Source organism: Micromonospora sp. NPDC000089, assembly GCF_042899365.1.
In the GTDB taxonomy this organism is placed as follows: domain Bacteria; phylum Actinomycetota; class Actinomycetes; order Mycobacteriales; family Micromonosporaceae; genus Micromonospora.
Window position 1 is genome coordinate 71,556 of the sequence record NZ_JBIAZT010000007.1, and the last position, 25,860, is coordinate 97,415.

The following is a 25,860-nucleotide window of genomic DNA, read 5'->3' on the forward strand; positions in this document are numbered from 1 at the left end:
TGTCATAATCTGCCATCTCGATCACCCGCCCACTCCGGATCCGCAGCACGGCATGGTCGGGCAACGCCGGCCCGTCAGCTGGTGACGTCCTTGCGGGTGAAGCGCCAGAACGCGAGCCCCCAGAACAGCGTGGCGTAGCTGATCGCGGAGATCGCCCCCCGGACCACGTCGTCGGTCTGCACCGGGGTGGACAGCAGCCCCAGCCAGGCGCTGCTGTAGTGGGTGGGCAGGAAGTCGCGCAGCACGCCGAGCGCGGTGATCTGGTCGAGGATGCTGGACAGGATCCACAGCAGCACCGCGCCGCCGACCGCGCCGAGCGCGGCGTCCGTCGACACCGACAGCAGGAACGCCAGGCCGGCCACCACCAGCAGTACGACCGCCAGGTAGCCGAGCACCGCCAGCAACCGCAGCAGCCCGTCGGCCGGCGCCAGCTCGGCCGCGACCTGGCTGCGCAGCGGCGTCCAGCCGTACCGCAGGGTGCCGGCGAGCAGGGCGGTGCCGGCCAGCAGGACCAGGGCCAGCGCCGAGTACGCCAGCGCCACCACCAGCTTCACCGTGAGCAGCCGGGCCCGGGGCACCGGGACGGCCAGCAGGTAGCGCAGGCTGCCCCAGCTCGCCTCGCTGGCCACGGTGTCCCCGCAGAACAGCGCCACCACCACGACCAGCAGGAACGACGCCGAGACGAAGATCGAGAACAGGGTGAAGTTGAGCCCGCCGGAGGTGGCCAGGTCGACCAGGCTGGCGAACTCGTTGCGCCCGTTGTCGTCGCCGCCGCCCGAGTCGAACTGGAAGGCGATCAGGATGATCAACGGCAGCAGCACCATGAACCCCAGCGCCAGCTGGGTACGCCGCCGCGACGCCTGCCGGCGGAACTCCGCCGCGAACGGCATGGTGGCCGACGGCCGGTAACCCGCCGCCGCCCCCGGCCCGGCCGAGGCGGCGCCGACCGCCGCCCCCGGCCGACGGCCCGCGTCGCCCGCTCCAGCTGAAGAGCCCGCCATCACCGGTCCCCGCTTCCCCGAGAGTTCTCGCCCACCAGGGCGAGGAACGCGTCCTCCAAGCGCCGCCGCGGCACCACCCGGTCCACCCCGATCCCGGCCCGGACCAGCTCGGCCACCACCTCGCTGCGCGCGGTGCCGTTGGTGTCCACCACCAGCCCGCCCCCGCCGCGGCCACCGCCCCCGGCAACACCGCCATCGTCACCGTCGTCACCAGCACCAGCACCAGCACCGGGACCGGCGGCCAGCGGCGGCAGGTCCCCGCCGTCACCGGCGCCCAGTACCCGTACCCCGTCCAGCCGGCTCAGCACGGCCCGCGCGGCGTCCGGGTCGGTCACCTCGAACAGCGTGCTCGGCGACTCGCCGACGATCTCCTCGACCGGCCCGGACGCCACGATCCGGCCCTTGTTGACCACCACGGCGTGGGTGCAGGTCTGCTCCACCTCGGCCAGCAGGTGGCTGGAGACCAGCACCGCCCGGCCGTCGGTGGCGTACCGCTGGAGCACCCGGCGCATCTCGGCGATCTGCGGCGGGTCCAGCCCGTCGGTCGGCTCGTCCAGCACCAGCAGGTCCGGCAGGCCGAGCATCGCCTGCGCGATGGCCAGCCGCTGGCGCATGCCGTGGCTGTAGTTCTTCGTCCGGCGGTGCACCGAGTCGCCCAGGCCGGCGATCTCCAGCGCCTGGTCGAAGTGCGCGTCCTCCCACGGCCGGCCGGTGGCCTTCCAGTACGCCCGCAGATTGTCCAACCCGGACAGGTGCGGCAGGAAGCCGGGCCCCTCGACCAGGGCGCCGATCCGGGACAGCACCGGCGAGCCCGGCACCAGCCGGTGCCCGAAGACGTAGATCTCGCCCGCGGTCGGCTGGGTCAGCCCCATCAGCACCCGCAGCGTGGTGGTCTTGCCCGCGCCGTTCGGGCCGAGCAGTCCCACCACCTGGCCGGGGTGCACCTCGAAGTCCACGTTCGACACGGCGACGAAGCCGTCCGCGTACTCCTTGCGTAGTTGCCGGACGGCGAGCGGGACGCCCGCGTACCCGGGATGGACGGAGCTGTCCTGGCGACGGTGCCGGCGGCGGGCGACCAGGACGACCACCACGAGCCCGACCGCGATGGCGGCCAGCAGCCCGACCAGCACCCAGCGCCAGACGGTGGCCGTGGTGGGGATCGGGTCGGCGACCACGGTCGGCAGGCTGACCGGCCCGCCACCGGCCGCGACGGTGTAGACGGCCGGCTGGGCCGGCGTGGTGTACGCCTGGTCGGAGGTGGCGACCGCCACCCGCAGCCGGTGCCCGGCCTCGAACCGGCGGACGATCGCCGGCAGCGTCACGCTCACCGGCCGGGCCGCGTCGATGGTGCGCGGCAGCCCGGTCAGCCGCACCGGGGCGACCAGGCCGTCCGGCAGCGTCGCCGCGCCGTTCGGGTCGACGTCGTAGAGCTTGACGAAGAGCACCGCCTCGCCGGTCGGCGAGGCGGCCCGGATCGAGAAGGTCGGCGCGCCGACCACGTCCACCGCGTCCGGCAGCGGCGCCGACTCGAACCGGGCGTGCTGGCCGGGCACGTCGCCGGCCACCCCGTCGACCAGCGAGCCGAGCGCGCCGGCGAACGGCACCGACGAGATCGCCGCCGGCTTGCCGTTCGGCGGGTTGGCCACCGGCTGCGCCGGCCCGGTCACCGCGACCTCGCGGCGGGCGTCGCCGGCCACCCCGGGGTAGTCGGTGGTCCGGTAGCCGGTCGCCACCAGACCCCGGTCGAGGGCGTCGAAGCCGGCGATCCGGGAGAAGGTGAAGTCGTCGCCGGGCGTCTCCCCGGAACCCTTCACGTAGTGGTCGAGCCACTGCGCGGTCAGGAACTTCACCCGGTCCGAGTCGTTGGTGGGGCCCGACCCGCCGTCGTGGCCGCCGGTGAACCAGGCGACCCGCACCGGGGTGCCGGCGGCGGCGATGCCGCGCGCGTTGGCGTCCGCCTCGGTGAGCGGGAAGAGGGTGTCCGCCTCGCCCTGCACCAGCAGGGTGGGCGCCTTGATCCGGCCCAGCACGCCGGCCGGCGAGGATCGCCGCAGTAGGTCCACCGCCGCCTGATCGGCCCGCCCGGTGGTGGCGATCCGCAGGTACGCGGCGCACACGTCGGCGGCGAACCGGCCGCAGGACGGGTCCGCGGCGGCGCCCGGCGCGCGGCCGGTGGAGGTGCCGGGGCCGGCCCCGGGCTGCGGGCTGGGCGCGCCGGCCGACGCGGGCGCCTGCTCCGGCTGGGCGGCGGCGGTCGCGCCGGACAGGCCGGCCGGGCCGGAGCCGGCGTTGCCGCCGCCGCCGAAGAAGATCCCCGCCCAGCCTGACTTGAACACGCCCTGGGTGGCCGGCCCGCCGGTGCTCTCCGGCAGGAAGGACCGGGACAGGTCGTTCCAGGTGATCATCGGGACGATCGCGTCCACCCGCGGGTCCTGGGCGGCGAGCAGCAGCGCCAGGCCACCGCCGTACGAGCCGCCGACCACGCCGACCCGGGGGTCACCGGCGCCGTCGGTACGGATGTCGGGGCGGGCGGCGAGCAGGTCCAGCAGCCGTTGCGCGTCCCGCACCTCGTGGTCGGGGCTGTCCAGGTGGATCTCGCCACCGCTGCGGCCGAAGCCCCGGGCGGTCCAGGCGAGCACCGCGTAGCCCTGGGCCACCAGGTCCTCGGCGTCGGCGCGGACGGAGTCCTTGGTGCCGCCGAAGCCGTGCGCGAGCAGCACCGCCGGCACCTTCCGGTCGGCGCTCGCCCCGTCGGGCAGCCAGAGCGTGGTGTCCAACGTGACCGGCTCGTCGCCGGCCGGCCCGGACCGCACGGTGACCAGGGCCGACTCGGTCCGATACCCGGGCCGGTCCGGCCGGGCCGCCCAGACCGCGGCGGCGGCCAGCAGCACGACGACCACCGACCCGACCACGACCCGGCGCCGGTTGGCCAGGACGCGCTTCACCCACGCGGCCGACAGCGGTGATCTCATGCGGCTCACGGTACGGCCCGCTTGCTGAGCGTTGGCTGAGATCCGCCGTACGTCCGTCCGGCTGGCCCGTTCGGTCCGCCGAACCGGTCGACCACCCGCCGTCCAGATCGAATCCGCCCGGACGACTTCGGATCACGTGAATTCCGACCCTCATCCGAAATCCCCTCCGACCCGTTCAAGCCGACGCACTCGACGCACGATGCGTGTCCAGAAGGTCAACAACACGTGACATCGCTCCGAGTGACGCGAAACTGACTAACCAATCGCGACCTGCACCGGGCCCGCTTCGACTACTTTTCCGGTCCGGTGGACGGGACCGGGTTGGCGACCCCCGCACACCGGTCACCCCGCCGTCGCCGGAGGAGACGAACCATGACAGTTCCCGGGCAGCGGGTCGGTCGACGGCCCTCCACGCCCGGCCGGGTGCTGCCGCTGGTGTTGGTGGTGGCGCTGCTGGCCCCGATGGCGCTCCTCTTCGTCCAGGCCTACCGGCTCACCGGCGCGGACCGGGACCTGGCGGCCGACGAACGGCGCGGCGTCGAGTACCTGCGCGCCCTGGGGCCGGTGACCGAGGCGCTGGTGGACGCCCAGTCCGCCGCCGTCGCCGGGCGCCCCGCCGGCCGCGAGGCGCTGGACCGGGCGGTGCGGGACGCCGCGGCGGTGGACGCCCGGATCGGCGACCAGCTGCGCACCCACGAACGCTGGGCCGGGCTGCGCGCCAAGCTGGAGGCGCTGCCGGACCGCGGCCCGGCCGACCCGGAGGCCGCCTTCGCCGCGTACGGCGAGGCCACCGACCTGCTGCTGGCGCTGCACCGCAAGGCCCGGGAGAGCTCCGGGCTGGTCCGCGACCCGGGCACCGACTCGGCCTTCCTCCAGGACGGCATCGGCGGGGACCTGCCCACCGCGATGGTCGCCGCCGGACGGCTGGCCGATCTCACCGCGCTGGCCACCCGCCGGCCGGCCGCCCAGCGCCCGGCGACCGAGGCGCAGCTGGCCGAGCTGCGGGTCACCGCGGTCGGCGCCGCCACCGACCTGGTCGCCGCCCTGCGGGCCGCGGTGGACAGCACCGAGAGCACCGACCTCGGCACCAACGTGCTCACCCCGCTGGACACCTACCAGCGCTCCGTCGAGGCGCTCGCCGCGCTCTCCGCGCCGGCCAACCCCGGCGGGCGGGCCGAGCCGGGGCAGGTGGCTGCCGCCCGGCTCAACGCCCAGGCAGCCGCGAAGCAGCTCCAGCCGGTCATCCTCGGCGAACTCGACGTGCTGCTCGGCGAGCGGATCGACCGGTACGACCGGGACCGCTGGCTCGCCCTGGGCGCCGCCGTCCTCGCCGTCCTGCTGGTGCTGGCGCTGGCCGCGGTGCTGATCGCCGCGTTCCGGCGGGCGTACCGGCGGGCGGCCGAGGAGCGCGGTCACCCGGAGGACTCCGGCGCGCTGCCCGGGCCGGGCGCTTGGCGACCCGGGCCGGCCGAGCGGGGCGGACCGGCGCCGGCCGAGCGGGGCGGACCGGCGGCCGAGCCGCGGCTGCCGCAGCCGGTCGGGCCCGGCCAGCACGGCGCCGAGCGCTGGGGGCCGTTCGATGCTGCTCGGTAGGCTCCGGATCCGGGGCAAGCTTGCCCTGCTGGTGATCGTCCCGCTGCTCAGCATGATCGGGTTGGCCGTGCCCGTGGTGCTGGACCGGGTCGCCGTCGCCCGCGAGGCCGGGGAGATGGCCGACACCGTCCGGCTGGCCGGCCGGATCGGCAGCCTGGTGCAGGATCTCCAGCAGGAACGCGTGCTGTCGGTGGGTTTCCTGCTCGGCCGGGTCACCCGCAGCGAACTGCTGCGGCAGTCGGCCGGCGTGGACGACCGGGTCGCCGACCTGCGCGCCGAGCGGGCCGAGGAGCTGCCCGCCCAGGTCGCCGCCGCTCTCGAGGGGGTACGCAAGCTCGACGAGCTGCGCGGCCTGGTGCTCGCCCGAGCGGCCGCGCCGAGCCAGATCATGGACGTGTACGGCCCGATCGACACCGCGCTGATCGACTCGCTGCGGCTGAGCTTCCGGGTGGACACCGGCACCTCCGCCGGGCGCCAGGTGCTCGCCCTGGACGCGCTGCTGCGCACCGACGAGTCGTTGGGCGCCTGCGCCACGCTGATCGTCCTGGTCAAGGCCACCCGGGATCCGAGGGCGATCGCCGGCTACATCGCCTGCATGGCCGGCCTCCAGGTGGACAACCTGCGGTTCCGCGGCCTGGCCACGCCGGAGCAGTACCAGCTCGCCCTGCTGGACGACGGCGCGGTCGCCGCCCGGACCAGCCCCACGTTCCAGGTGGACAGCGTCCGCGACCCGGTGGGCGCGATCGCCAACGTCTCGCTGGACGCGCTCTTCCCGGCCGTCCGGTCGATGATCACCCTCGGCCAGTTCGTGGAGAAGAAGATCGTCACGGACGTCGTCACCGAGACCCGGGACGAGCGACGGGACGCCCTGGTCGCCGCGTGGCTGGTGGGCGGCGCGGCGGTCCTGGTGCTGCTGGCCGTGGTGCTGCTGAGCGTGGCGGTGGCGCGCACGGTGGCCCGGCCGCTCACCCGGCTTACCCGCTCCGCCGACCGGGTCGCCCGGGTCGCCGAGGCCGAGCTGGTCCGGGTCGCCGACGACGAGACCGAGGCCGCGCCGCCGGTCCGACTCGACCCGGTCGACGTCCGGGCCCGGGACGAGATCGGTGACCTGGCCCGCGCCTTCGAGCGGGTGCAGAGCACCGCGGCCCGGCTGGTCGAGCGCCAGGTGGCCGGCCGGCGCAACGTGGCCCAGATGTTCGGGCACGTCGGCCGGCGTACCCAGAACCTGGTCGGCCGGCAGATCGCGCTGATCGACCGGCTGGAGCAGCAGGAGGCCGACCCCGGCCGGCTGGAACACCTGTACCGGCTCGACCACATCTCCAGCCGGCTGCGCCGCAACGCCGGCAGCCTGGTGGTGCTCTCCGGTTCGGCCGGCACGGACGGGCACGTCGCGCCGGTGCAGCTGGCCGACGTGGTCCGGCTGGCGCTGGGCGAGATCGAGGACTTCACCCGGGTCGACGTACAGGTCCAGCCCGGCGTCTCGGCGGCACCGGCCATCGTCGGCGACCTGGTGCTGGCGCTGGCCGAGCTGATGGAGAACGCCACCGCGTTCTCGCCGCCGCACACCCGGGTGGTGGTGACCGGTGAGCTGACCGGCACCGGCGCCCGGCTCTGCGTGACCGACCACGGCATCGGCATGGCGCCGGAACGGCTCGCCGAGGAGAACACCCGGCTGACCCGCCGGGAGCGGCTCGACCTGGTGCCGACCGAGGTGCTCGGCCTCTTCGTGGTCGGCCGGCTGGCCCGCCGGCACGGTTGGACCGTCGACCTGGTGCCGACCGCCGGGGGCGGCGTGACCGCCCGGCTGGAGGTGCCGCACGCGCTGCTGGTGGTGCGGCAGGCCGACCGCGAGGGCGCCACGGTGGCCCGGGCGACCGTACCGGGCCGGGACCGTCGCTCGGCCGCGCTGCAGGGCGGCCGGTCGAGTCGGGCGCTGACCGCCGCGCCGACCTCGCCGGTCGGCGCCCACCGGGACGACGCCCCCGTCGCCGGCTTCGACCGGGCGCTGCTGCGGGCGACCCGGACCATGGAGGCCGGTGACTCGTGGGACGCCTTCGGCGCGCACGACGGGGCGGCGGCCGCGGCTGCGGAGCCGTCCGCCTCGGCCGCCGCACCTCGGGCGGCGGCGCCACCGGTAGAGACCGCCGCCCGGCCGGGCTCCGCACCGGTGGGTGAGGGCACCGCGCCGATCACCCAGGCCGGACTCCCCCGGCGCCGGCGTACCGGCGAGCCGGGTGGACCGATCGGTGGCGCCATCCCGGGCGGTCCCGCCGGCGCGCCGTCCACCGGCCCGTACGCCGGGCCGGTCACCGCACCGACCGGCCCGGCGGCCGCGCCGACCACGCCCGCCGACCCGCCACCCTGGCCGCCGGTGCCGGGGGGGCCCACCGGGCCGGCAACGGGTGCCGGGCCGACGATCCGGCAGCGGGTGCCGGGGGCGAGCCTGCCGCCGGGCGGACGGCCGATCGGGCCGGTGGACGCCACGGGCGCCGACCCGGAGGCCGCCCGCGCCCTGGTCGAGCAGTTCGAGTCCGGGGTACGCCGGGCCGAGCTGAGCCACCCGCCCGGGCGCCCGGCCGACCTGGGCGCCGCCTCGCAGCGGCCCCGGTTGAGCCGGCGGGTGCCCGGGGCGAACCTGATGGTCGCCCCGTCCCGGCCGGCCGTCTCCCACCAGCAGCCGGGCGACCCGGACGAGGTCCGCGAGCTGATCGACCAGTTCCAGGCCGGCGTCGCCCGCGCGCTGGGTGAAGTCCCCCACCACCGCAACCACGAAAAGGGATCAACACGGTGACCAGCCCCTTCCTGCACGAGAACGTCGATCACCCGAGCCACGCCGGCCCGGAGCTCAGCCCCGAGGCCCGCACCTTCAACTGGCTGCTTGACTCGTTCACCTCCAGCACCGCGGGGGTGTTGGAGGCGATCGCCGTGTCGTCGGACGGGTTGTTGATGGCCATGTCGGCGATCAAGGACCGGTCCAACGCGGAGCGCCTGGCCGCGGTCGTGTCCGGCATGACCAGCCTGGCCGGCGGGGCGGCGAGCTGGTACGACCTCGGTGGGCTCAATCGGGTGATCGTCGACATGGCCGACGGCTACCTGCTGATCAGCGCGATCAGCAGCGGCTCGGTGCTCGGCGTGGTCGCCGACCGGTCCGCCAACCTGGGCACGGTGGCGTACGAGATGACGCTCTTCGCCGGCCGGGCCGGCAGCGCGCTGACCCCCCGGCTGATCGTCGAGCTGAAGAACGCCGTCCAGCAGTGATCCCCGACCCCGCGGGCGAGGAACCGGAGCCGGAGCCGATGGTCCGGATCCGCCCCTACCTGCGGGCGGCGGGTGGCTCGCGTCCGCCGGCCGCGACCCCGGTGCCGTCGGCCTACCCGGGCTCCGTGGCGCCGACCGCGCCGCGCCCGTTCGTGCTCACCGCCGGCCGGGTCGCCGGCGCCGACCCGGCGATCGGGCTGGAGACCCAGGTCACCGCCCGCTCCGGCGGCGGGCCGGACCCGGGCGTGGCGCACCGGCTCCCGCCCGAGCTGCAGGCGATCGTCTCGCTCTGCGGCGCGCCGATCTCGGTCGCCGAGATCTCCGCCAAGACCCGGATGCACTTCGGCGTCACCCGGGTCCTGGTCGGGGACCTACGCGCGGCAGGCCTCCTCGACGTGCACGTGGCCACCGTCGCGGAGGCCCACGACCCCGACCTCATCCTTCGATTGATTGACGGACTCCGTGCGATCTCCTGAATGGCCGATCCCGCCACTGGGCGGGCTCGCCGCGAACAGCGCCTCCGCCCGCTACGGCCAGCCGGCGGGCGGGCACCCCGCGCCGCCGCCGGCGTACCCGGCGGGGCCGCCGTCGGCCACGCCGCCGCCCGCGTACCCGGCGGGACCGCCCGCGTACCCGGGGGGACCGCCCGCGTACCGGCCGGCCGCGGCCCAGCCGGTGCCGGCGGCGCCGGCCCGCAGCGCGCCACCGATCCCGGTGAAGATCCTGGTGGCCGGCGGGTTCGGGGTGGGCAAGACCACCACGGTCGGGGCGATCTCCGAGATCGCGCCGCTGACCACCGAGGCCGTGATGACCAGCGCCGGCATCGGGGTGGACGACCCGGGAGCACGGGACACCAAGTCCACCACCACGGTGGCGATGGACTTCGGGTGCGTCACCATCGACCACAGCCTGAAGCTCTACCTGTTCGGCACGCCCGGGCAGGCCCGGTTCGCGTTCATGTGGGACGACCTGGCCCGGGGCGCGCTCGGTGCGCTGGTGGTGGTGGACAGCTCCCGGCTCGACGACTGCTATCCGGCGATCGACTTCTTCGAACGGGCCGGCCTGCCGTTCGTGGTCGGGGTGAACGCCTTCCACGGCCGGGTGGCGCACGACCTGGGCGCGATCCGCTGGGCGCTGGCCGTCGGCGACCACGTGCCGCTGGTGCAGTTCGACGCCCGCGACCGGCTGTCGGTCCGGGACGCCCTGCTGGTCGTCCTGGACCGCGCTCTGGAACGGGCGACCCGCGAGCGGGGTGCCTGAACCGAACACCGGCGGCATCCGTATTCGGTGACGAGAGGGGGGACGCCATGCGTGGTGGTCTGGACGAGAGCCTGGCCCGGCTGGCTCGCCGCGAGGAGGCGCTGCGGCGGCGGGCCGCGGAGCCGGGCGACGAGCCGCGCCGGGACACCCAGGCCACCGGCCGGCCGGACGGCCCGGTGCGGCGGCCCCCGTCGACGGCTCCGCCGACGGACCGGCGGGAGGCCGGGGACCGCGACCCGGTGGCGGAGGTCGCCGAGGCGGTCCGCCAGGTGGTGGCGGCCCATCCCGGCCTGACCGTGATCGTCCGGGTGGAGCACGGCGGGCGGACGCACCCGCTGCGGATCGCCCGGGACGGCGAGCAGGTCGCGGTCGGCCCGGACAACCCCGGTACGCCACCGCCCGCCTGGCCGCTGTCCACCCGGACGGTGCCGTCCTGGGCCGGGCCGGAGGGGTTGAGCGGTGACCCGGCGACCCGGTTGGCGGAGCTGATCCGCCGGGATCCCAGCCTGCTCGACGCCGACGGGTGACGCCGTCCGGCAGGTCTCGACCCGACCGCCGGGCCGACGCGCGGCCCGGTCGCAGCGCCGTCCGGTCAGTCGGTGGGCAGCAGCGGGCCGAGCGGGCCGAGGTCGAGGTTGAGGTCCTCCGGGGAGAGCCCGAAGTAGTCGCGCAGGTGAGCCATCTGCTCCTCCAGCGCCATCAGGGTGGCGCCCATCCGCTCGACCTGCTCGTCGGTCAGGTCGCCGAGGTCGACCCGGCGTAGCGCCTGCCGTTCCATCAGCTGGCGCAGCAGCTCGATCACGGTGAGCACCAGGCTGGCCAGCCCCCGCTCGACGGAGTCCTGGTCGACGGCGAGGCGGCGGTCCAGCGGCCGGACCGACGGCGCCTGCCAGGGCATCGCCTCGCCGAGCGCGGCGGCCAGCTCGGCGCCCTCGTCCCGTCGCCGCGGCCCCGCCCGGTCGACCCCGGACGGCTCGGCCTCCGGCGAGGACCCCGGTCGGCCGGCGGTCATCCCGGGCCCCCGGACGGGAGACCGTACGGTTCACCGGGCTCCGGGGCCGCCGGGCGCAGCTCGGGCGGGACCAGCGCGCCGACGGACGCCACCAGCGCCCGCAGCGAGACGCGGACCAGGTCGATGTCGGCGATCGCCAGGGTGATGTCCCCGGTGATCACCACGCCGGTGGCGAGCACCCGGTCGAGCAGGTCGACCAGGGCCACCGGCCGGTAGGCCAGCGGGTCGTCGGCGCTGCTCGGGGCCAGCCCGGTGGTCACCACGCCGGCTCCCGGACGGCGTGCGCCGGCTCCCGCGCGCCGTCGGAGACGAACGAGTACGGCGGCCACGGGCCGGTCAGCTCCAGCCGGATCTCCGGGTGCCGCTCGGTCAGCTCGCCGACCAGCGCGGCGAAGCCGTCGACCGCCCCGAGCTCCACCAGGTACGCGCCGTTGAGCACCATCGCGGTCGGCGCGCCGGAGAGCCGCCGGTCCTGCGGGGCGTGCCGGTGGCCGGCGGCGGCGTACCGGGTCAGGGCCGTATGCACCGCGCCGGCAGCCTCGGCCGCGATCCGCTGCCCCTCGTCCCGGGCGGTGAGCTGGGCCCGACGCCGCGCCAGGTACGCGGTGCCGACCCCACCGCCGCCGGCCGGCGCCTCGGTGCGGGGCAGCGCGCCGGGCACCACGTACCCCTTGACGCCCCACTCGGCGCGACCGGTGAGCCGATCCAGCACCTCGGCCAGCTCGGCCCGCCGCCCGGTGAGCATGGCGGCGACCCGGGCGTCGTCGTGGTGCACGGTGGCCAGCCGGGCGGGCACCACCGCCCCGGCGCGGGCCAGCGCGTCCACCACCGCGTGGTGCGCCCGGGCGGCCCGCTCCAGCCAGGCCAGGTCCTCCAGGTTCCGGCGCAGCGGTTCCTCGCCGTACTCGCTCAGCGGCACGGCACTGACCACGGCGGTGAGGTCGCCGGCCGGGACGGCCCGGACCGGGCCGCCGTCCATCCCGGACACGGCGGCCAGCACGGCCGGGTCCGGCTCCCGGACCACGCCGTGCAGCCAGCGACCCGTCGTGCTCATTCCCGCTCCTCCCGTACGGCGGCCCGCCGGGCGACCCGTACGCGGCGCTCCGCCTCGACCTCCTCCGGGTCGCGCGGACCCGGCTCGACCAGTGGGGTGGCCCGCGAGCTGAGCCACGGGTCGTGCTCCCACCAGTCGATGCCGATCTGCCGCGCGGTGTCGACGGAGGCGATGACCAGCCGCAGCTTCACCGTGAGCAGCTCGATGTCGAGCAGGCTGACCCGGATGTCGCCGGCGATCACGATGCCCCGGTCGAGCACCCGCTCGAGGATGTCGCCGAGGTTGGCCGGCTCGTGCCCGGCGCCCATCACCTGGCCGGTGTTCTGCACCACGGGTGGCCGCGGACCGGTCATCTCAGGCCGCCTCTCCCTTGCCGCGCTGGTACCGCCGGGTCCGGCGGTAGCCGAGCAGTGCGCCCTCGATGTCCAGCTCCACCTCGTAGAGGCCGAGCAGGTCGGTCGAGGCCGGGATCCGGTGGTCCTCGACCACCTCCACCCCGACCAGCCAGCCGTCGTCGGCCGGCTGGATCGAGGTGATGCCGAGCGGGTCCTTGCCGGTCAGCCCGACCACCTGCCGCAGGCCCTCGCGGGCCGCCTCGGCGGCGGTGACCGGTTCGAGGTAGTCCTCGTCCGCGTACCGGTCCTCCGGGTCCTCCGGCCGCTCGCGGCCACCGTCGCCGCGGATCCGTCCTGGCGCCACCCCGCTCACCTCCTTCGCCGTCGGTCGGGGTCCCGGCCCGCGCCGTGCGGGAGCCCGCCGGCGGCCCGCCGACCGGCCGCCCGCGCGCCCCCGGCCCGCCCCGCGGGGGCCCGATCTCCGGCGGAACGGCCGCCGCCGGTCGGGCCCGAGTTGGTACGGCCCCCGGCGTTCCGGCCCGCAGCGGCACGGCCCGCAGCGGCACGGCCTTCGGCGGTACGGCCCTCGGGGGCACGACCGGAGTTGGTACGGCCCCCGGTGGTACCGCCTGCGGTGGCCCGGCCCGCGCTGGTGCCGCCTGCGGTGGTGGCCGCCGTGCGGGGGGCGCCACCGGCCGTACCGGTCAGCCGGTCGAGCACCTGCTGCTGCCCGGCGTCGCGTTCGGCCGCGGTGATCTCACCGGCGGCGGCGGCCCGGTCCAGCTCCTCCAGCTCGCGCCGGATGTTGACCGGGTTGGTCTGCCGCGCCTCCGCCTCCCGGGCCACCACCCGCAGCACCGAGGTCAGCCCGCGCACCGGCGCGTACGGCAGGGTCAGCAGCGTCCACAGGATCTCCACCGCTCACTCCACCAGCTGGTGCGCGTCGACGAAGTCGTACGGGGCCAGCGGCCCGAGCAGTCGCATCCGGATCAGGTCCCGGCGCTGCTCGGCGAACTCCTCCAGCACGCTGACGAACTCGTCCTCGCGGTCGGCCTCGACCAGGAAGGCGACGTTCACCGAGTCCAGCTCGTCGCTGGGCTGCCGGGGCACGTTCGCCAGGCTGAGCGGGGCGAGCCGGTCGATCAGCTGCCGGTTCTCCGCCTCCCGGCGCAGCTCGACCGTCTGGCTGATCAGCTCGCCGAGGCGGATCCGCTGTTCCCGGCTCTCCGGCTCGGAGCGTCCGCGCACCTGGTCGGCGAGCTGCGCCGCCCGCGGGTCCCCGGCCAGCACCTCGGCGATCAGCTCCTGCTCGTCGAAGCGCCCGTGCACGGTGAACTGGACCCGGTCCTCGAGCTCGTCGAGGGCGTCGGCGAACTGGTCGTGGTGGGCGTCCAGCAGGTCGACCACCGCGTCCGGCCCGGTCACCACCGTGCCGAACCGCACCGGCAGCACCGGCGCGACCTCGATCGTCCCGTCCAGCAACGTCTGGTACGCGGTCAGGTCGGCCGGGCGGCCCATCGGCTGCTCCAACCCGACCTCGCTGACCAGCGCGGCGAGGTCGCCGTGCACGACCACGTCCACCGCGCCGGCCGGGTCGCCGACCCCGGCGGCGTCCGGGGTCGGCTCCACGTCGGACGGCACGATGCCGTAGATGAACAGGCCCGTCTCGTCGGCCATCTCAGCGCTCCCCGTCCCGGCGGCGCCGGCTCGGCCGGTCCCGCTGCCGCTCCCGGTCGCCGCGATCGGCGATCGAGTCCGCCACCGCGCCGGTGATCTCCTGGGCGGCCTTGCCCAGCCCGGAGAGCGCCCTGCCCTTGACGGCCGCCTTGGTGGTGTCACCGACCAGGTCGGGCAGGCCCTTCTGGTCCTTGGGGGTGATGTCCAACCGGTCGACCGCCTGGGCGTACCGCAGGTACGTCTCGATGCTCGCGACGACCACCCGGGCGTTGATCTCCAGCAGCTGGATGCCGACCACCCCGATGGTCACCTGGGCGTCGATCACCACACCCTTGTCCAGCACGGTCTCCACCACGTCGGCGAGGGTGCCCCCACCGCCGCCGCCACCGGTGCCGCGCTCCAGCGCGCTACCGGCCTGGCCGCCGCCCGTCGCGATGCTCATTCGCCCCGCTCCTCGCGGCGTCGGCGGACCACCGGACGGCGGGGTGCCTCGGGTGCGCGGCGGGCGGCCGGACGAGGCCGGTCCTCCCGCTCGGGGCGGGGCTCCCGCTCGGGGCGGGGCTCCCGCTCGGGGCGGGGCTCCCGCTCGGGGCGGGGCTGGGGGCGGCGGGCCCGCTCGGGCTGACGCCGGCGCGGCGGAGGCGGCTCCTCCTCGGGCTCCTCCTCGTCGTACCCCTCGTCGTAGTCCTCGCCGTCGTCGTACGCGTCGTACTCCTCCTCCTCGGGCGGGCGGCGGCGCTCCGGCGGCCGGCGGCGGCCGCGCTCGGCGGGCCGGCGCTGCTCCCGCTCCTCCTGCTCGTCCTCCGGCTCCTCGGCGCGGCCCTGCTCGCCGCCCTGCTCCTGCGCCTCCTGCTCCTCGCGGAGCGCGGTCTCGTGGTCCTTGACGACCTGCGAGTCCTCGATCTCACCGCGCCAGCCCTCGACCGAGTCGGGGTCGAGCACGGTGCTGGTCATCACCTGCCGGACGAAGTGCTTGAGCTCCAGCCGGACCCGGCGGCCCTGGGCGCGCCACAGGTTGCCGGTGTGCTCGAAGAGGCCCTGCGGGTGGTACTCCAGCACCACCAGGATGCGGGTCAGGTCCGGGGTGGACTCGTGGAAGCTGACCGTGCCGTCGACCGAGCCCTTCTCGCCCTTGGACCGCCAGTGGATCAGCTTGTCCGGGATCTGCCGGACGATGGTCGACTCCCAGCTGCGGTGCGACCACAAGATCTGCGCCTTCCAGTTCAGCTTCTCGCCGTCACCGTCGGCGTCGATGTTCTCGACCTTCTTCATGAAGCTCGGGAAGTCACCGAACTGGGTCCACTGGTTGTAGGCGACCCGAACGGGCACGCCGACCTCGATCGTCTCGACGATGTTGGTGACCTTGAGCTTCTTCTTGCCCTGCTTGTCACCCTTGCCGCCGCCACCGCCGAACGCCGACATCAACTTCTCCTTACCGCCGGCCAGGCCGGCATGGAACATGGCCTTCATCGGGGAGTGGCCCTCGGCGAGCTTGTGCGCACCGGTGGCGGCCGCGATCAGGCCGGGTCCGCCGCCGTCGCGGGCGTACTCGCTGAGTCGGCCGGTGGCGCCGGTGAGCCGTTCGGTGACCACCGACACGGCCCGCTCGCCGATCGCAGAGGCGAGGTCCTTCAGGTCCGCGGCCAGCCGGTCCTTCGCCTGGTCCACCAGGGGGTTGGGGGCCATGGTCACCGCCTCCGTCGGGCCGGCGCGGGCCGCTCGTCACGGCCGGGCTCCCGGTCGTCGTCGTAGTCGTAGGCCTGGTCGTCCAGCTCCGGCTCCTCGTCGGGGGCCGACGAGCGCGGGTCACCGGGCCCCTGGTCGCCGCCGCCGGAGCGGCGGCGCAGGCTGTCGGCGGTGCCGCGTAGCCGGCCGCTGAGGGCGTCGACGCCACTGCCGGCTGCCGCGCTCACGGCGGACCTGCCGGCCGACGCCAACGGGCCGCCGAGCTTGCTCAGGTTCGCCAACTGCGGGGAGGAGTTCAACAGGTCGGTGCCGCGCCGGAGCAGCTGGCCGGGGTCGCGACTGGCCCGTCCGGCGGCGACCGCCGCGCCCAGGGTCAGGGCGGTACGCAGCTTCCGGCGCCGCCCGAGGAGGTATCCGAAACCGACCGCGAGGCCGATCCGCATTCCGCTTTTCATCAGTTCTCCTTCACTCCCCGGTGGTCGGGCAACCCGATCCCACCGGAGGCCGGAAAAACGACCGGGGAATGGCGCACGGCGGGCCTGCGATCGGGTGTCCCCTTTTGGCGGACCCGGGCCTCACTACCCCCCGCCGAGCAGGCAAAACGTTTCCGAACGATTCCCCCAGCCACCGCCCAATACAATAGGGAGGCCGCTCCCAGTGGGTCGAAAAGCGGATGAAGGAGACATACTTACCCGCCCTGAACAGGGCGGACACGAAAAGGATGCCGCAGTGCAAGCATGCGGCAGGGGCCTACTCAGAATGCCGGCGGAATCGCGTCCAGGCAGATTTCGGCGTGCACCTTCTCGCCGTCCTCAATCAATTTCGCGCCGCATTTCTTCAAAGTCCGCACGGCCCCGAAATTGGCCGTCGTGGTCTCGGCCACCACGGTGTGCATGCCAGCCGCCGCGGCGGCGTCGAGCAGTTCCCGCAGGGCGGCCGCGCCGAGGCCCTGCCCCCGGGCCGAGCGGCCCAGCCACATGCCGGTCTCCACCACCCCGGGCTCGTCGCAGCGGCGCATCCGGATCATCCCGACCACCTCGCCGCCGGCCAGCACCGCGTACATCCGGGTGCGGGTGGGGGCGGCCAGCCCGGCGAAGCTGGCCCGGTGGAACTGCCGGAACGCCTCCCGCCGGGCGTGCGACCAACCGGCGGGCGCCTCGACCGGGGGCATCACGTCACCCGGTTCCGCCTCGGCGGCCGCTACGGAGAGCAACGCCTCCAGGTTCGACTCGTCCACCGGCTCCAGCCGTACCGATCCCGCCACGTGCCGCAGTCTGCCGGGACCACCGGCCTCCGTCCACCCCTTCGGGCGTCGACTGGCGGTCCGGACGGACGTTGCGACCGGTCGTCCCACCGGGGTGTTCCGCGTCACGCTCCGCTGTCGACCGCCCGGCCCGCCCGAATCGGTAGGCCCGCCACCGGCCCGATCGGCGGAACCCACCGGTACGCCCCGATGACCGACGGTAGCGTCAGCAGTGGTTGGCTTCCCGTTCCCGACCGGCACCGCCGGGCACCGGGCACACCGGGGAAGCCGCGCGACACGACAGGGGGATCGCCATGCTGGAACGGCTGCACGAGGCGGGATTCAAGGCGGAGCACGCGTACCTGGCGGGTTTCGCCAGCATCGGCATCTCCTTCACCAGCTGGTTCCTCTCCAAGCACCTGGAGAAGGCGGGCATCGCCCGGGCGGACCGCTGGGGCATCTTCGTCGGCGAGTGGGCGCCGACGTTCTTCGCCATCGGCAACGGGCTGCGCTCGTACGAGAAGTGATCAGCGGCGCCGGTTGCGGGCCCGGGACGAGCGCAGCCGGCGCAGCCGGCCGATCAGCAGCGGCTCGGCGGCCAGCGCGGCCGGCCGGTCGAGCAGGCCGTTGAGCAGCTGGTAGTACCGGGTGGCGGAGATCCCGAAGGTGTCCCGGATGGCCTGCTCCTTGGCCCCGGCGTGCTTCCACCACTGCTGTTCGAAGGCGAGGATGCGGACTTCCCGCTCGGTCAACTCCTGGCCCCCGGGCGCTGCCGCCGGCTCCGCCGCGGGATCGTCCGCCGACTCGGCATCCGGATCCCCGGCCGGCCCACTCCGTCCCTCGGGCACGCGTTGCGGCGGCGCGCCCGCCACCTGCGGCGCGGGCGCGACCAGGGCGCTCTGCGCCTCGACCACCGGGCCCGCGCGCTCCTCCTCGGCGGCCGGGCGGGGCGGCGGCACGACGCCGTGCCTGCTGCCGTGCCGGTCGTCGGCCACCGGCTCCGGCGGTGCGCCGACCGCCGGCGAGGGCTCGGACCGGTCGGCGGCCGGGACGGCGTCGGCGGGCGGCATGGCGCTCCTCAGCAGGGCGTACGGCCGGCGAGCGGCACCGGACCGGGGACGTCCAGGGTAGCGAGAGCGGACCGTACCCGCAGCCGGCGACGGGCGGCCCCGGGTCGCCCGGGCCCGCCCGTCGCGATGGCCGCCCGAACCGGGCGGCCCGGGCTCAGGTGACGTCCCGGCGGCGCATCATCCAGAAGGCGACCACCAGCACCACGGCCGTGCCGAGCCCGAACACCAGCGCCGAGTCCTGCCAGGTGACCAGCATCTCCCGGGGGTTGCACACCCCCTGGACGAAGTCGCAGGAGCGGTAGTCGGTCAGCGTCCACCGCTGCTGGAACCAGGCGAGCGCGTAGGTGGACAGCACGTACCGCTCGCCGAACCGCACCCCGGCGATCGCCACCGCGATCCGGACGCCGATCTCGCTGACCACGCCCAGCCCGACCGCCACGCCGAGCGCCATCGCGGTGTGCCGGCCGAGGGACGCCAGCGCGAAGGCGACCGCGCCGACCGCCAGGATCAGCGCCAGCGCGCGCAGCCCGCTGATCCCGGTCGACTGCCAGACCCCCGAGGTGACCCGCGCGGTGCTGCCCCGGTACGTGCCGATCAGCCAGAAGGCCAGCGTCCACAGCGCGCCGAGCAGCACCGTCACCCCGGTCACGGCGGTGAGCACGGCGGCCAGCTTGGTGCCGAGCACGGTCAGCCGCTTCGGCCGCCAGAGCAGCAGGTTCATCATCCCGCCGGAGCTCCACTCGGCGCCCACGAACGAGGCGCCCAACAGGAAGGCGAAGAGCGCGACCACCCCGGCGAAGACGGCGACGAAGTTGCCGAACTCGGCCCGGAAGTCGAACTGGTACGGCAGGCTCCACGCCGGGTCGAAGTTCTCCGGCGTCGGCTGCCAGCTGCGTCCGCAGTCCGCGCGCAGCGGCTCCTCGACCTGCTCACCCCGGGCCTTGGCCGCCTCGCAGTTGGTGACGCTGCGCTGCCAGTCGGCCAGCGCGGTGCGGTAGTTCGCGTCGGCCTCGGCCTGGGCCTTCGCCACCACGGCCGGGGACAGCTGGTGGCTGGAGAAGGCGAACGCGGTGACGATGGTGCCGAGGCCGAGGACGAGCAGCACCAGCATCACCCGGGTCAGCCGGCGCTTGGCCAGCCGGCGCAGCTCGGTGACGTACAAGCTCATGCGCCCCACCCTCCCGCGGTGCCGCCGGTGGCATCCGGCGTGCCGACCTTCGTGGACTGGTCGACCTGGCGGTGCTGCCCGGGGACCGGCGCGGTGGCGGTCAGCTCGAGGAAGACGCTCTCCAGGTCCACCGCGACCGGGGCGAGCTCGCTGACGTAGAGGTGCTGCTCGGCCAGCAGCCGGCTGACCGAGGCGGGCTTGTCGACGCCCGCCAGCATCAGGTGGTCCGGGTGCCGGGTCACCGTCAGGCCGGCCCGCTCCAGCAGGTCGGCGGCGGCGGTGAGGTCCTCGGCGGCCTCCAGCCGGACCCGCACGCCGCCCTGCGAGTGGGCGGCCAGCACCTGGTCGACCGGGCCGGCGGCGACCCGGCGGCCCAGCGAGATGATGGTGACCTCGTCGCAGATCAGCTGGATCTCGCCGAGGATGTGGCTGGAGAGCACCACGGTCATCCCGGATTCGGCGAGGGTGCGCATCAGGGTGCGCATCTCCCGGATGCCGCCCGGGTCCAGGCCGTTGGCCGGCTCGTCGAGGATGAGCAGCTTCGGGTTCTTGAGCAGGGCCGAGGCGACGGCGAGCCGCTGCTTCATGCCGAGCGAGTAGGTCTTGACCCGGTCGCCGGCGCGGTCGCGCAGGCCGACCAGCTCCAGCACCTCGTCCACCCGGGTGCCGGGCACCTCCCCCGCGCCGGCCAGCAGGGACAGCGTGTCCCGGGCGGAGAAGTGCGGGAAGAACTGCGGGCTCTCCACGATCGCACCCACCGAGCGGGCCACGGTGGGCAGCGCGGCGGGCACCTCGTGGCCGAGGACGGCCATCCGGCCACCGTCCGGCCGGATCAGGCCGAGCAGGGTACGCAGGGTGGTGGTCTTGCCGGAGCCGTTGGGGCCGAGGAAGCCGTGCACCTGCCCCGCCTCGACCCGCATGTCGAAGCCGTCCAGGGCGTTGCGCACGCCCCGCTTCCGGCTCCGGTACGTCTTACGTAGACCTTCGATCTCCAGGACGGCCGACAAAGCTGCGCCTCCCCCGTCGGTGGCTATGACAGCGGTCACCATACGCGGTATGCCCTTCGCGGCGATACCCGGTATGCATGGAGGACGCCGATCGTCGCCCACGGTGGAGTAACGAGGCACTCAGGCGCAGATGACGTGCACCCCGGCGACCCGGAACGCCTCGACCAGCGCGGGGTCGGCCCCGGAGTCGGTCACCAGGGTCTCCACCCGGTCCACCGGGCAGATCCGGGCGAAGGCGTGACCGCCCAGCTTGGACGAGTCCGCGATGATCACCACCCGCTTGGCCCGGGCCACCATCAGGTTGTTCATCGCCGCCTCGCCCTCGTGGTGGGCGGCGGCGCCGAGCTGCGGGTCGACCGCGTCCACCCCGAGCAGGGCGATGTCCAGGGTGACCTCGCGCAGCAGCGCCCCGCCCAGCGGGCCGACCAGCTCGAACGACTTCGGCCGCACCACGCCGCCGGCCACCACCACCTTCATCCGGGAACGCACCAGCAGCTCGTTGGCGATGTTCAGCGCGTTGGTGACCACGGTGAGCTGGGCGCCCTCGGCGCTGGTGTTCAGGTCGGGCCGGACAGCCAGCGCCCGGGCCACCTCGGTGCTGGTGGTGCCACCGTTCAGGCCGACCACGGTGCCCGGGGTGACCAGCGCGGCGGCGGCCGCCCCGATCCGCTGCTTCTCGGCCGAGTGCTTCGCGGTCTTGTAGCGCAGCGGCAGGTCGTACGAGACGCCGTTGGCGACCGCCCCACCCCGGGTACGGGTGATCATCTGCTGCTGGGCGAGCTGGTCGAAGTCGCGCCGGATGGTGGCCTGCGAGACGTCCAGCCGCTCGGCCGCCTCCTCGACGCTGACCCGCCCGCTGTCGGTCAGCATCTCGAGCAGAGCGTTCCATCTGGCGTACCGGTCCACCTGGGGGGCCTCCGTCGACTCTGCACGATCGGTGATTGATTGCGTGCACAGTAGTGCGCGAAACTACCGGGGCGCAAAACTTTGCTCTGCGCGAACCGGGAGCTGGTTGCCAGCGCCACCCGGGCTCGCGCAGAATAACGCGCGAACGACGGCGCTAACGCGCCGTATTGCGCATCGCCGCCCTCTGCGAGGAGTCCTCATGGCGTACGTCGACGCGGAGATCGCCAGCCAGCCCGAGTGCTGGCGGGAGGCGGCGCGGCTGGCCGCCACGGTCACCGACCGGCTGCCCCGCCCCGGCGAGCGGGTCGCCGTGGTCGGCTGCGGCACCTCCTGGTTCATGGCCGCCGCGTACGCCGGGCTGCGCGAGCGCGCCGGGCAGGGCGAGACCGACGCCTTCCAGGCCAGCGAGTTCCCGCTCGGCCGCCGCTACGACCGGCTGCTCGCGATCACCCGCTCCGGCACCACCACCGAGGTGCTCGACCTGCTCGCCGCCCTGCGCGGCCGGGTGCCCACCACCGTGCTGGTGGGCGACCCGGGCTCGCCGGCCGTCGAGCTGGCCGACGCGGCGGTCGCGCTGCCCTTCGCCGACGAGCGGTCGGTGGTGCAGACCCGCTTCGCCACCACCTCGCTGGCGCTGCTGCGTGCCCACCTCGGCGACAACGTCGAGGCGCTGGCCGCCGACGCCGAGGTCGCGGTGCGGGCGCCGCTGCCGATCGACCCGGCCCGGATCGAGCAGGCCACCTTCCTCGGCCGGGGCTGGACGGTCGGGCTGGCCCAGGAGGCCGCGCTGAAGTGCCGGGAGGCGGCCACCTTCTGGGCCGAGGCGTACCCGGCCATGGACTACCGGCACGGCCCGATCTCGATCGCCGCGCCGGGCCGGCTGGTCTGGGCGTTCGGTGAGCTGCCCGAGGGGCTGCCGGAGGACGTGGCCGCCACCGGGGCCGCCTTCGTGCACAGCCGGCACCACGGTTGCCGCACCTCGCTCGGGCGATGGGCGGCGGGGCGTACCCCGGTCGACCCGATGGCCGACCTGATCCTGGCCCAGCGGTTCGCGGTGGCGCTGGCCACCAGCCGCGGCCTCGACCCGGACGCGCCGCGGCACCTGACCCGCTCAGTGGTTCTGGCGTGAATCCCGCCGACGTCGTCATCGCGCTCGACGTCGGCGGCACCGGCATGAAGTGCGCGCTGGTCCGCCCGGACGGCACGGTCGTGCACAGCGAGCGGCACCCCACCGACGCCGGCCGCGGGCCGGACGCCGTGGTCGGCACCGTGCTGGACGTGGCCGAGGGGCTGGCCGCGCGGGCCCGCGCCGCCGGGCTCACCCCGGTGGCCTGCGGCATCGCCGTGCCCGGGGTGGTCGACGAGGCGGCCGGGGTGGCGGTCTGGTCGGCGAACGTGGGCTTCCGGGACGTACCGCTGCGGGACCTGGCGGTGGCGCGGCTGGGCCTGCCCACGGCGCTCGGCCACGACGTGCGGGTGGGCGGCGTCGCGGAGGCCCGGCTCGGCGCCGGCCGAGGCACCGCCCACGTGCTCTTCGTGGCGATCGGCACCGGCATCGCCGGCGCGCACGTGGTCGCCGGGTCGGCCGCCGCCGGCGCGCACGGCGCGGCCGGCGAGATCGGCCACATCCTGGTACGCCCCGACGGCCCGCCCTGCGGCTGCGGGCGGCGCGGCTGCCTGGAGGCGATCGCCTCGGCCTCGGCCATCGCCCGCCGCTACGCGCAGCTCGCCGACACCGCGACCCCGACCGGCCCGGACCCGAACGGCTCGCACCCGACGGGCGCCGACTCGACCGACGCGAACCCGACCGACGCGAACCCGGTCGGTGCGGGCCCTGGCCGGGCGGTCTCCGCGGCGGAGGTGGCGCGGCGGGCGGCCGGCGGCGAACCGCTGGCCGGCCGGGTGTGGCGGGAGGCCGTCGAGGCGCTGGCCGACGGCCTGGCCACCGGCCAGGCGCTGTTCGACGTGCAGACCGTCGTGCTCGGCGGCGGGCTGGCCCGGGCCGGCGCGCAGCTACTGGATCCGCTGCGCGCGGCGCTGTGCGAGAGGATGACCTTCCACCGGGAGCCGCGGCTGGTCGCGGCCGCCCTGGGCGACGAGGCGGGCTGCCTCGGCGCCGCCCTGCTCGCTGTCGAGGTTGAGGAGACGTGAATGGCCCTGCGGGTGACCGGCAAGGTGGTGACCCCGACCGGCGTGATCCGGCAGGGGTGCGTGGAGATCGACGGCGGGCGCATCCGAGCGGTGGCCGAGTACCCGTCGGTCCGGGACGGGCACTGGATCGTGCCCGGCTTCGTGGACATGCACACCCACGGCGGCGGCGGGCACAGCTTCACCACCGGTGACGCCGGCTCGGCGCGAGAGGCGGCCGCGTTCCACCTCCGGCACGGCACCACCACCCTGCTCGCCAGCCTGGTCAGCGGCCCGTTCGAGCTGATGCGGGCGGCGACCGCCGCGTACGCCCCGCTGGTCGCCGAGGGGGTGCTGGCCGGCATCCACTTCGAGGGGCCGTACCTGTCGGCGGCCCGGTGCGGCGCGCAGAACCCGGAGTTCCTCCGCGACCCGTCGACCGACGAGCTGACCGCGCTGATCGAGGCCGGCGACGGCGCGCTGCGGATGGTGACGCTGGCCCCCGAGCGGGACGGCGCGCTGGAGGCGATCAGGCTGCTCACCGCGCGCGGCGTGGTGGCCGCGGTCGGCCACACCGACGCCACCTGGGACCAGGCCCGGGCCGCGGTGGCCGCCGGCGCGAGCGTCGCCACCCACCTGTTCAACGGGATGCGGCCGGTGCACCACCGCGAGCCCGGCCCGGTGCTGGCCCTGCTGGACGCGCCGAACGTGGTCTGCGAGCTGGTGGCCGACGGGGTGCACCTGCACGACGGGACGCTCACCTTCGCCGCCACGGTGGCCGGCCCGGAGCGGACCGCCCTGATCACCGACGCGATGGCTGCCGCGGGGATGGCCGACGGGGCGTACGAGCTGGGCGGGCAGCCGGTCACGGTGACCGACGGGGTGGCCCGGCTGACCGACGGCGGCGCGATCGCCGGCAGCACGCTGACCATGGACGCGGCGCTGCGCCGGGCGGTCGCCGCCGGCATCCCGCTCGCCGACGCGGTCCGGATGCTGGCCACCACCCCGGCCCGCGCCATCGGCCTCGGTGACCGGCTCGGCGCGCTGCAGGTGGGCCTGCGCGCCGACCTGGTGGAGCTGGACGACGACCTGAACGTGGTCCGGGTGATGCGCGCGGGCGACTGGCTGGCCTGACCGACCGGGGGGCCCGGCGACGGCGCGAGGCCCCGCCCGGCCCGCCCGCGGTGCGATCAGGCCAGGTCGGCGGCGGCGGGGACGTCGACGCCGAGGACGGCCTGCTCGTCCGGGCGGTGCACCAGCACGTCCGCCAGGTACGACTGGACCGCCGGGCCCATCCCGACGTCCCGCCCGGCCCGCTCGGAGAGCAGCCACTTGTGCTCGATGATCTGGGCGAACAGCTCCTGCGGCTCCAGCTTGCGGCGCAGGTCCGCGGGCACCGCCCGGACCACCGGCTCGAACACCTCGGTCAGCCACCGGTGGGCGGCCTGCTGCTCGTCGGTCAGGTCGCTCTCCACCCGGTACGCGTCCAGGTCGTTGAGCAGCTTGCGGGCCTGGTTCTCCTCGGCGTCCAGGCCGGTCAGCCGGATCAGCCGCCGGGTGTGGTAGCCGGCGTCGACCACCTTGGGCCGGACCAGGTAGCGGCCGTCGGCGGCGGTCGACATGGCCACCTCGGCGACGTCGAAGCCCAGCTCGTTGAGGCGCCGGATCCGCCCCTCGATGTCGTGCCGGGCCTGCCGCTCGACCTGCTGCTCGTAGGTGATCTCGTGCCAGAGCCGCTCGTACCGCCGGACCACCTCGTCGCAGACCACCTCGGGGTCGATCGAGTCGTGCAGCAGCCCGGCGGCCTGCAGGTCCAGCGCCTCGCCGAAGATGTTGACCCGGGCGATCTCCAGGTCCTCGCCGCGCTGACCCTCGGAGAGCGAGGTGTGCAGCGCGCCGGTCTCGGCGTCCACCAGGTAGGCGGCGAACGCGCCCGCGTCCCGCCGGAACAGCGTGTTGGACAGCGAGCAGTCGCCCCAGAAGAAGCCGGTCAGGTGCATCCGCACGATCAACGCGGCGAGCGCGTCCAACAGCCGGTTCATCGTCTCCGGCCGCAGCGTGTTGGAGAACAGCGCCCGGTACGGCAGCGAGAACTGCAGGTGCCGGGTGATCAGCACCGACTCCAGCGGCTCACCGTCGTCGGTCTGCCGGTCGGCGACGATCGCCACCGCCTCGACCGACGGGAAGTCGATCCGTTCCAGGGCCCGCAGCAGGTCGTACTCCCGCTCGGCGATCCGCTCCCGGGTCTCCTTGAACGCGTACACGTAGTCACCGAGCCGGACGAACCGGACGATGTGCCGGGAGATGCCCTGCGGCAGCGCCACCAGGTGATGGGCGGGCCACTCCTCCAGCGGGGTCGACCAGGGAAGGTCGAGCAGCGCCGGGTCGACGAGGGCCGAGGTGATCCGCACGCCGACAAGTGTGACGGGTGCCCCCCGTCGAGCGCTTCCCTTCGTGGCTCGACACACAGCCCCGCGACCGCCGGCCGGCC

General features: G+C 75.2%; 26 protein-coding genes and 2 pseudogenes. 10 read left to right on the plus strand and 18 right to left on the minus strand.

The features are described from left to right. Positions 1-74: 74 nt before the first annotated feature. Both ACFY3U_RS15105 and ACFY3U_RS15110 read right to left on the minus strand, forming a co-directional pair. Complete coding sequence (locus ACFY3U_RS15105; RefSeq protein WP_387200874.1) at positions 75-1,001, minus strand: ABC transporter permease; 927 nt, start codon at positions 999-1,001, stop codon at positions 75-77. Then, the gene (locus ACFY3U_RS15110; RefSeq protein WP_387200877.1) at positions 1,001-3,973 is read right to left on the minus strand and encodes an alpha/beta fold hydrolase; all 2,973 of its coding nucleotides are present in this window, start codon (positions 3,971-3,973) and stop codon (positions 1,001-1,003) included. Before ACFY3U_RS15110 ends, ACFY3U_RS15105 begins: the two co-directional genes overlap by 1 nt. Before the next feature lie 372 nt (positions 3,974-4,345). Here ACFY3U_RS15110 and ACFY3U_RS15115 point away from each other — a divergent pair, with 372 nt between their 5' ends. From ACFY3U_RS15115 to ACFY3U_RS15140, 6 genes are read left to right on the plus strand one after another with little or no spacing between them, the layout of a single operon-like run. Next, positions 4,346-5,566, plus strand: coding sequence for a hypothetical protein (locus tag ACFY3U_RS15115; RefSeq protein WP_387200880.1), 1,221 nt, complete (start codon positions 4,346-4,348; stop codon positions 5,564-5,566). Then, on the plus strand, positions 5,553-8,357 hold the full coding sequence (locus ACFY3U_RS15120) for a nitrate- and nitrite sensing domain-containing protein (RefSeq protein ID WP_387200883.1): 2,805 nt from the start codon (positions 5,553-5,555) through the stop codon (positions 8,355-8,357). The genes ACFY3U_RS15115 and ACFY3U_RS15120 overlap by 14 nt, the downstream gene beginning before the upstream one ends. Continuing rightward, entirely contained in the window at positions 8,354-8,824 is a 471-nt protein-coding gene (locus tag ACFY3U_RS15125; RefSeq protein ID WP_387200886.1) for a roadblock/LC7 domain-containing protein, read from the plus strand. Before ACFY3U_RS15120 ends, ACFY3U_RS15125 begins: the two co-directional genes overlap by 4 nt. After that, positions 8,821-9,300, plus strand: a complete 480-nt coding sequence (locus ACFY3U_RS15130) for a DUF742 domain-containing protein (RefSeq protein WP_387200889.1) — start codon at positions 8,821-8,823, stop codon at positions 9,298-9,300. The genes ACFY3U_RS15125 and ACFY3U_RS15130 overlap by 4 nt, the downstream gene beginning before the upstream one ends. After that, on the plus strand, positions 9,287-10,084 hold the full coding sequence (locus tag ACFY3U_RS15135; RefSeq protein ID WP_387200892.1) for an ATP/GTP-binding protein: 798 nt from the start codon (positions 9,287-9,289) through the stop codon (positions 10,082-10,084). The genes ACFY3U_RS15130 and ACFY3U_RS15135 overlap by 14 nt, the downstream gene beginning before the upstream one ends. Before the next feature lie 47 nt (positions 10,085-10,131). After that, positions 10,132-10,611, plus strand: a complete 480-nt coding sequence (locus tag ACFY3U_RS15140) for a hypothetical protein (protein ID WP_387200895.1) — start codon at positions 10,132-10,134, stop codon at positions 10,609-10,611. A gap of 65 nt (positions 10,612-10,676) precedes the next feature. Here ACFY3U_RS15140 and ACFY3U_RS15145 read toward each other — a convergent pair whose 3' ends face one another. From ACFY3U_RS15145 to ACFY3U_RS15195, 11 genes and pseudogenes are all read right to left on the minus strand, one after another. Continuing rightward, positions 10,677-11,096 carry a gas vesicle protein K gene (locus ACFY3U_RS15145; RefSeq protein WP_387200897.1) on the minus strand — a complete coding sequence of 140 codons (420 nt, stop codon included), beginning with the start codon at positions 11,094-11,096 and terminating at the stop codon, positions 10,677-10,679. Further along, entirely contained in the window at positions 11,093-11,359 is a 267-nt protein-coding gene (locus ACFY3U_RS15150) for a gas vesicle protein (RefSeq protein ID WP_387200900.1), read from the minus strand. The genes ACFY3U_RS15145 and ACFY3U_RS15150 overlap by 4 nt, the downstream gene beginning before the upstream one ends. After that, positions 11,353-12,150: a GvpL/GvpF family gas vesicle protein gene (locus ACFY3U_RS15155; RefSeq protein WP_387200903.1), complete on the minus strand. Its 798-nt coding sequence runs from the start codon at positions 12,148-12,150 to the stop codon at positions 11,353-11,355. The genes ACFY3U_RS15150 and ACFY3U_RS15155 overlap by 7 nt, the downstream gene beginning before the upstream one ends. Positions 12,151-12,305: 155 nt before the next feature. After that, a pseudogene (gvpJ, locus tag ACFY3U_RS15160) lies at positions 12,306-12,458 on the minus strand (gas vesicle protein GvpJ); the annotation flags it as partial. Between the two features lie 46 nt (positions 12,459-12,504). Beyond that, positions 12,505-12,849 carry a gas vesicle protein gene (locus ACFY3U_RS15165; RefSeq protein WP_387200905.1) on the minus strand — a complete coding sequence of 115 codons (345 nt, stop codon included), beginning with the start codon at positions 12,847-12,849 and terminating at the stop codon, positions 12,505-12,507. A gap of 5 nt (positions 12,850-12,854) precedes the next feature. Continuing rightward, complete coding sequence (locus tag ACFY3U_RS15170; protein ID WP_387200908.1) at positions 12,855-13,403, minus strand: gas vesicle protein GvpG; 549 nt, start codon at positions 13,401-13,403, stop codon at positions 12,855-12,857. Between the two features lie 3 nt (positions 13,404-13,406). Next, complete coding sequence (locus tag ACFY3U_RS15175) at positions 13,407-14,162, minus strand: GvpL/GvpF family gas vesicle protein (RefSeq protein ID WP_387200911.1); 756 nt, start codon at positions 14,160-14,162, stop codon at positions 13,407-13,409. A gap of 214 nt (positions 14,163-14,376) precedes the next feature. Continuing rightward, positions 14,377-14,565: pseudogene (gene gvpJ / locus ACFY3U_RS15180) on the minus strand (gas vesicle protein GvpJ); the annotation flags it as partial. A gap of 35 nt (positions 14,566-14,600) precedes the next feature. Continuing rightward, a complete protein-coding gene (locus ACFY3U_RS15185; RefSeq protein WP_387200914.1) occupies positions 14,601-15,848 on the minus strand; it encodes an SRPBCC family protein in 1,248 nt (415 codons plus the stop codon). Positions 15,849-15,850: 2 nt separating this feature from the next. Then, the gene (locus ACFY3U_RS15190) at positions 15,851-16,303 is read right to left on the minus strand and encodes a hypothetical protein (RefSeq protein ID WP_387200917.1); all 453 of its coding nucleotides are present in this window, start codon (positions 16,301-16,303) and stop codon (positions 15,851-15,853) included. Between the two features lie 299 nt (positions 16,304-16,602). After that, positions 16,603-17,112, minus strand: coding sequence for a GNAT family N-acetyltransferase (locus ACFY3U_RS15195; RefSeq protein ID WP_387200920.1), 510 nt, complete (start codon positions 17,110-17,112; stop codon positions 16,603-16,605). A gap of 293 nt (positions 17,113-17,405) precedes the next feature. Between ACFY3U_RS15195 and ACFY3U_RS15200 the strand changes: the two genes are divergently transcribed. After that, the gene (locus ACFY3U_RS15200) at positions 17,406-17,618 is read left to right on the plus strand and encodes a hypothetical protein (protein ID WP_387200923.1); all 213 of its coding nucleotides are present in this window, start codon (positions 17,406-17,408) and stop codon (positions 17,616-17,618) included. Here the strand turns inward: ACFY3U_RS15200 and ACFY3U_RS15205 are convergent, their stop codons facing one another. The 4 genes from ACFY3U_RS15205 to ACFY3U_RS15220 all read right to left on the minus strand — a co-directional run bounded on the left by ACFY3U_RS15205 (position 17,619) and on the right by ACFY3U_RS15220 (position 21,242). Then, complete coding sequence (locus ACFY3U_RS15205) at positions 17,619-18,161, minus strand: DUF3263 domain-containing protein (protein ID WP_387200925.1); 543 nt, start codon at positions 18,159-18,161, stop codon at positions 17,619-17,621. A 154-nt stretch (positions 18,162-18,315) separates the two neighbouring features. Beyond that, entirely contained in the window at positions 18,316-19,329 is a 1,014-nt protein-coding gene (locus tag ACFY3U_RS15210) for an ABC transporter permease subunit (RefSeq protein ID WP_387200928.1), read from the minus strand. After that, positions 19,326-20,336: an ABC transporter ATP-binding protein gene (locus tag ACFY3U_RS15215; protein WP_387200931.1), complete on the minus strand. Its 1,011-nt coding sequence runs from the start codon at positions 20,334-20,336 to the stop codon at positions 19,326-19,328. The genes ACFY3U_RS15210 and ACFY3U_RS15215 overlap by 4 nt, the downstream gene beginning before the upstream one ends. A gap of 120 nt (positions 20,337-20,456) precedes the next feature. Further along, positions 20,457-21,242: a DeoR/GlpR family DNA-binding transcription regulator gene (locus ACFY3U_RS15220; protein WP_387200934.1), complete on the minus strand. Its 786-nt coding sequence runs from the start codon at positions 21,240-21,242 to the stop codon at positions 20,457-20,459. A gap of 199 nt (positions 21,243-21,441) precedes the next feature. Between ACFY3U_RS15220 and ACFY3U_RS15225 the strand changes: the two genes are divergently transcribed. Genes ACFY3U_RS15225 through nagA form a run of 3 tightly spaced genes read left to right on the plus strand, consistent with a single transcriptional unit; the run spans position 21,442 to position 24,503 of the window. Continuing rightward, complete coding sequence (locus tag ACFY3U_RS15225; protein ID WP_387200937.1) at positions 21,442-22,371, plus strand: SIS domain-containing protein; 930 nt, start codon at positions 21,442-21,444, stop codon at positions 22,369-22,371. Positions 22,372-22,415: 44 nt separating this feature from the next. After that, complete coding sequence (locus ACFY3U_RS15230) at positions 22,416-23,393, plus strand: ROK family protein (protein ID WP_387201524.1); 978 nt, start codon at positions 22,416-22,418, stop codon at positions 23,391-23,393. Continuing rightward, positions 23,394-24,503: an N-acetylglucosamine-6-phosphate deacetylase gene (nagA, locus tag ACFY3U_RS15235; protein WP_387200940.1), complete on the plus strand. Its 1,110-nt coding sequence runs from the start codon at positions 23,394-23,396 to the stop codon at positions 24,501-24,503. A gap of 56 nt (positions 24,504-24,559) precedes the next feature. On the opposite strand, the gene ACFY3U_RS15240 is transcribed toward nagA, so the two are convergent. Further along, a complete protein-coding gene (locus ACFY3U_RS15240; protein WP_387200943.1) occupies positions 24,560-25,780 on the minus strand; it encodes a DUF4032 domain-containing protein in 1,221 nt (406 codons plus the stop codon). Between the last annotated feature and the right edge of the window lie 80 nt (positions 25,781-25,860).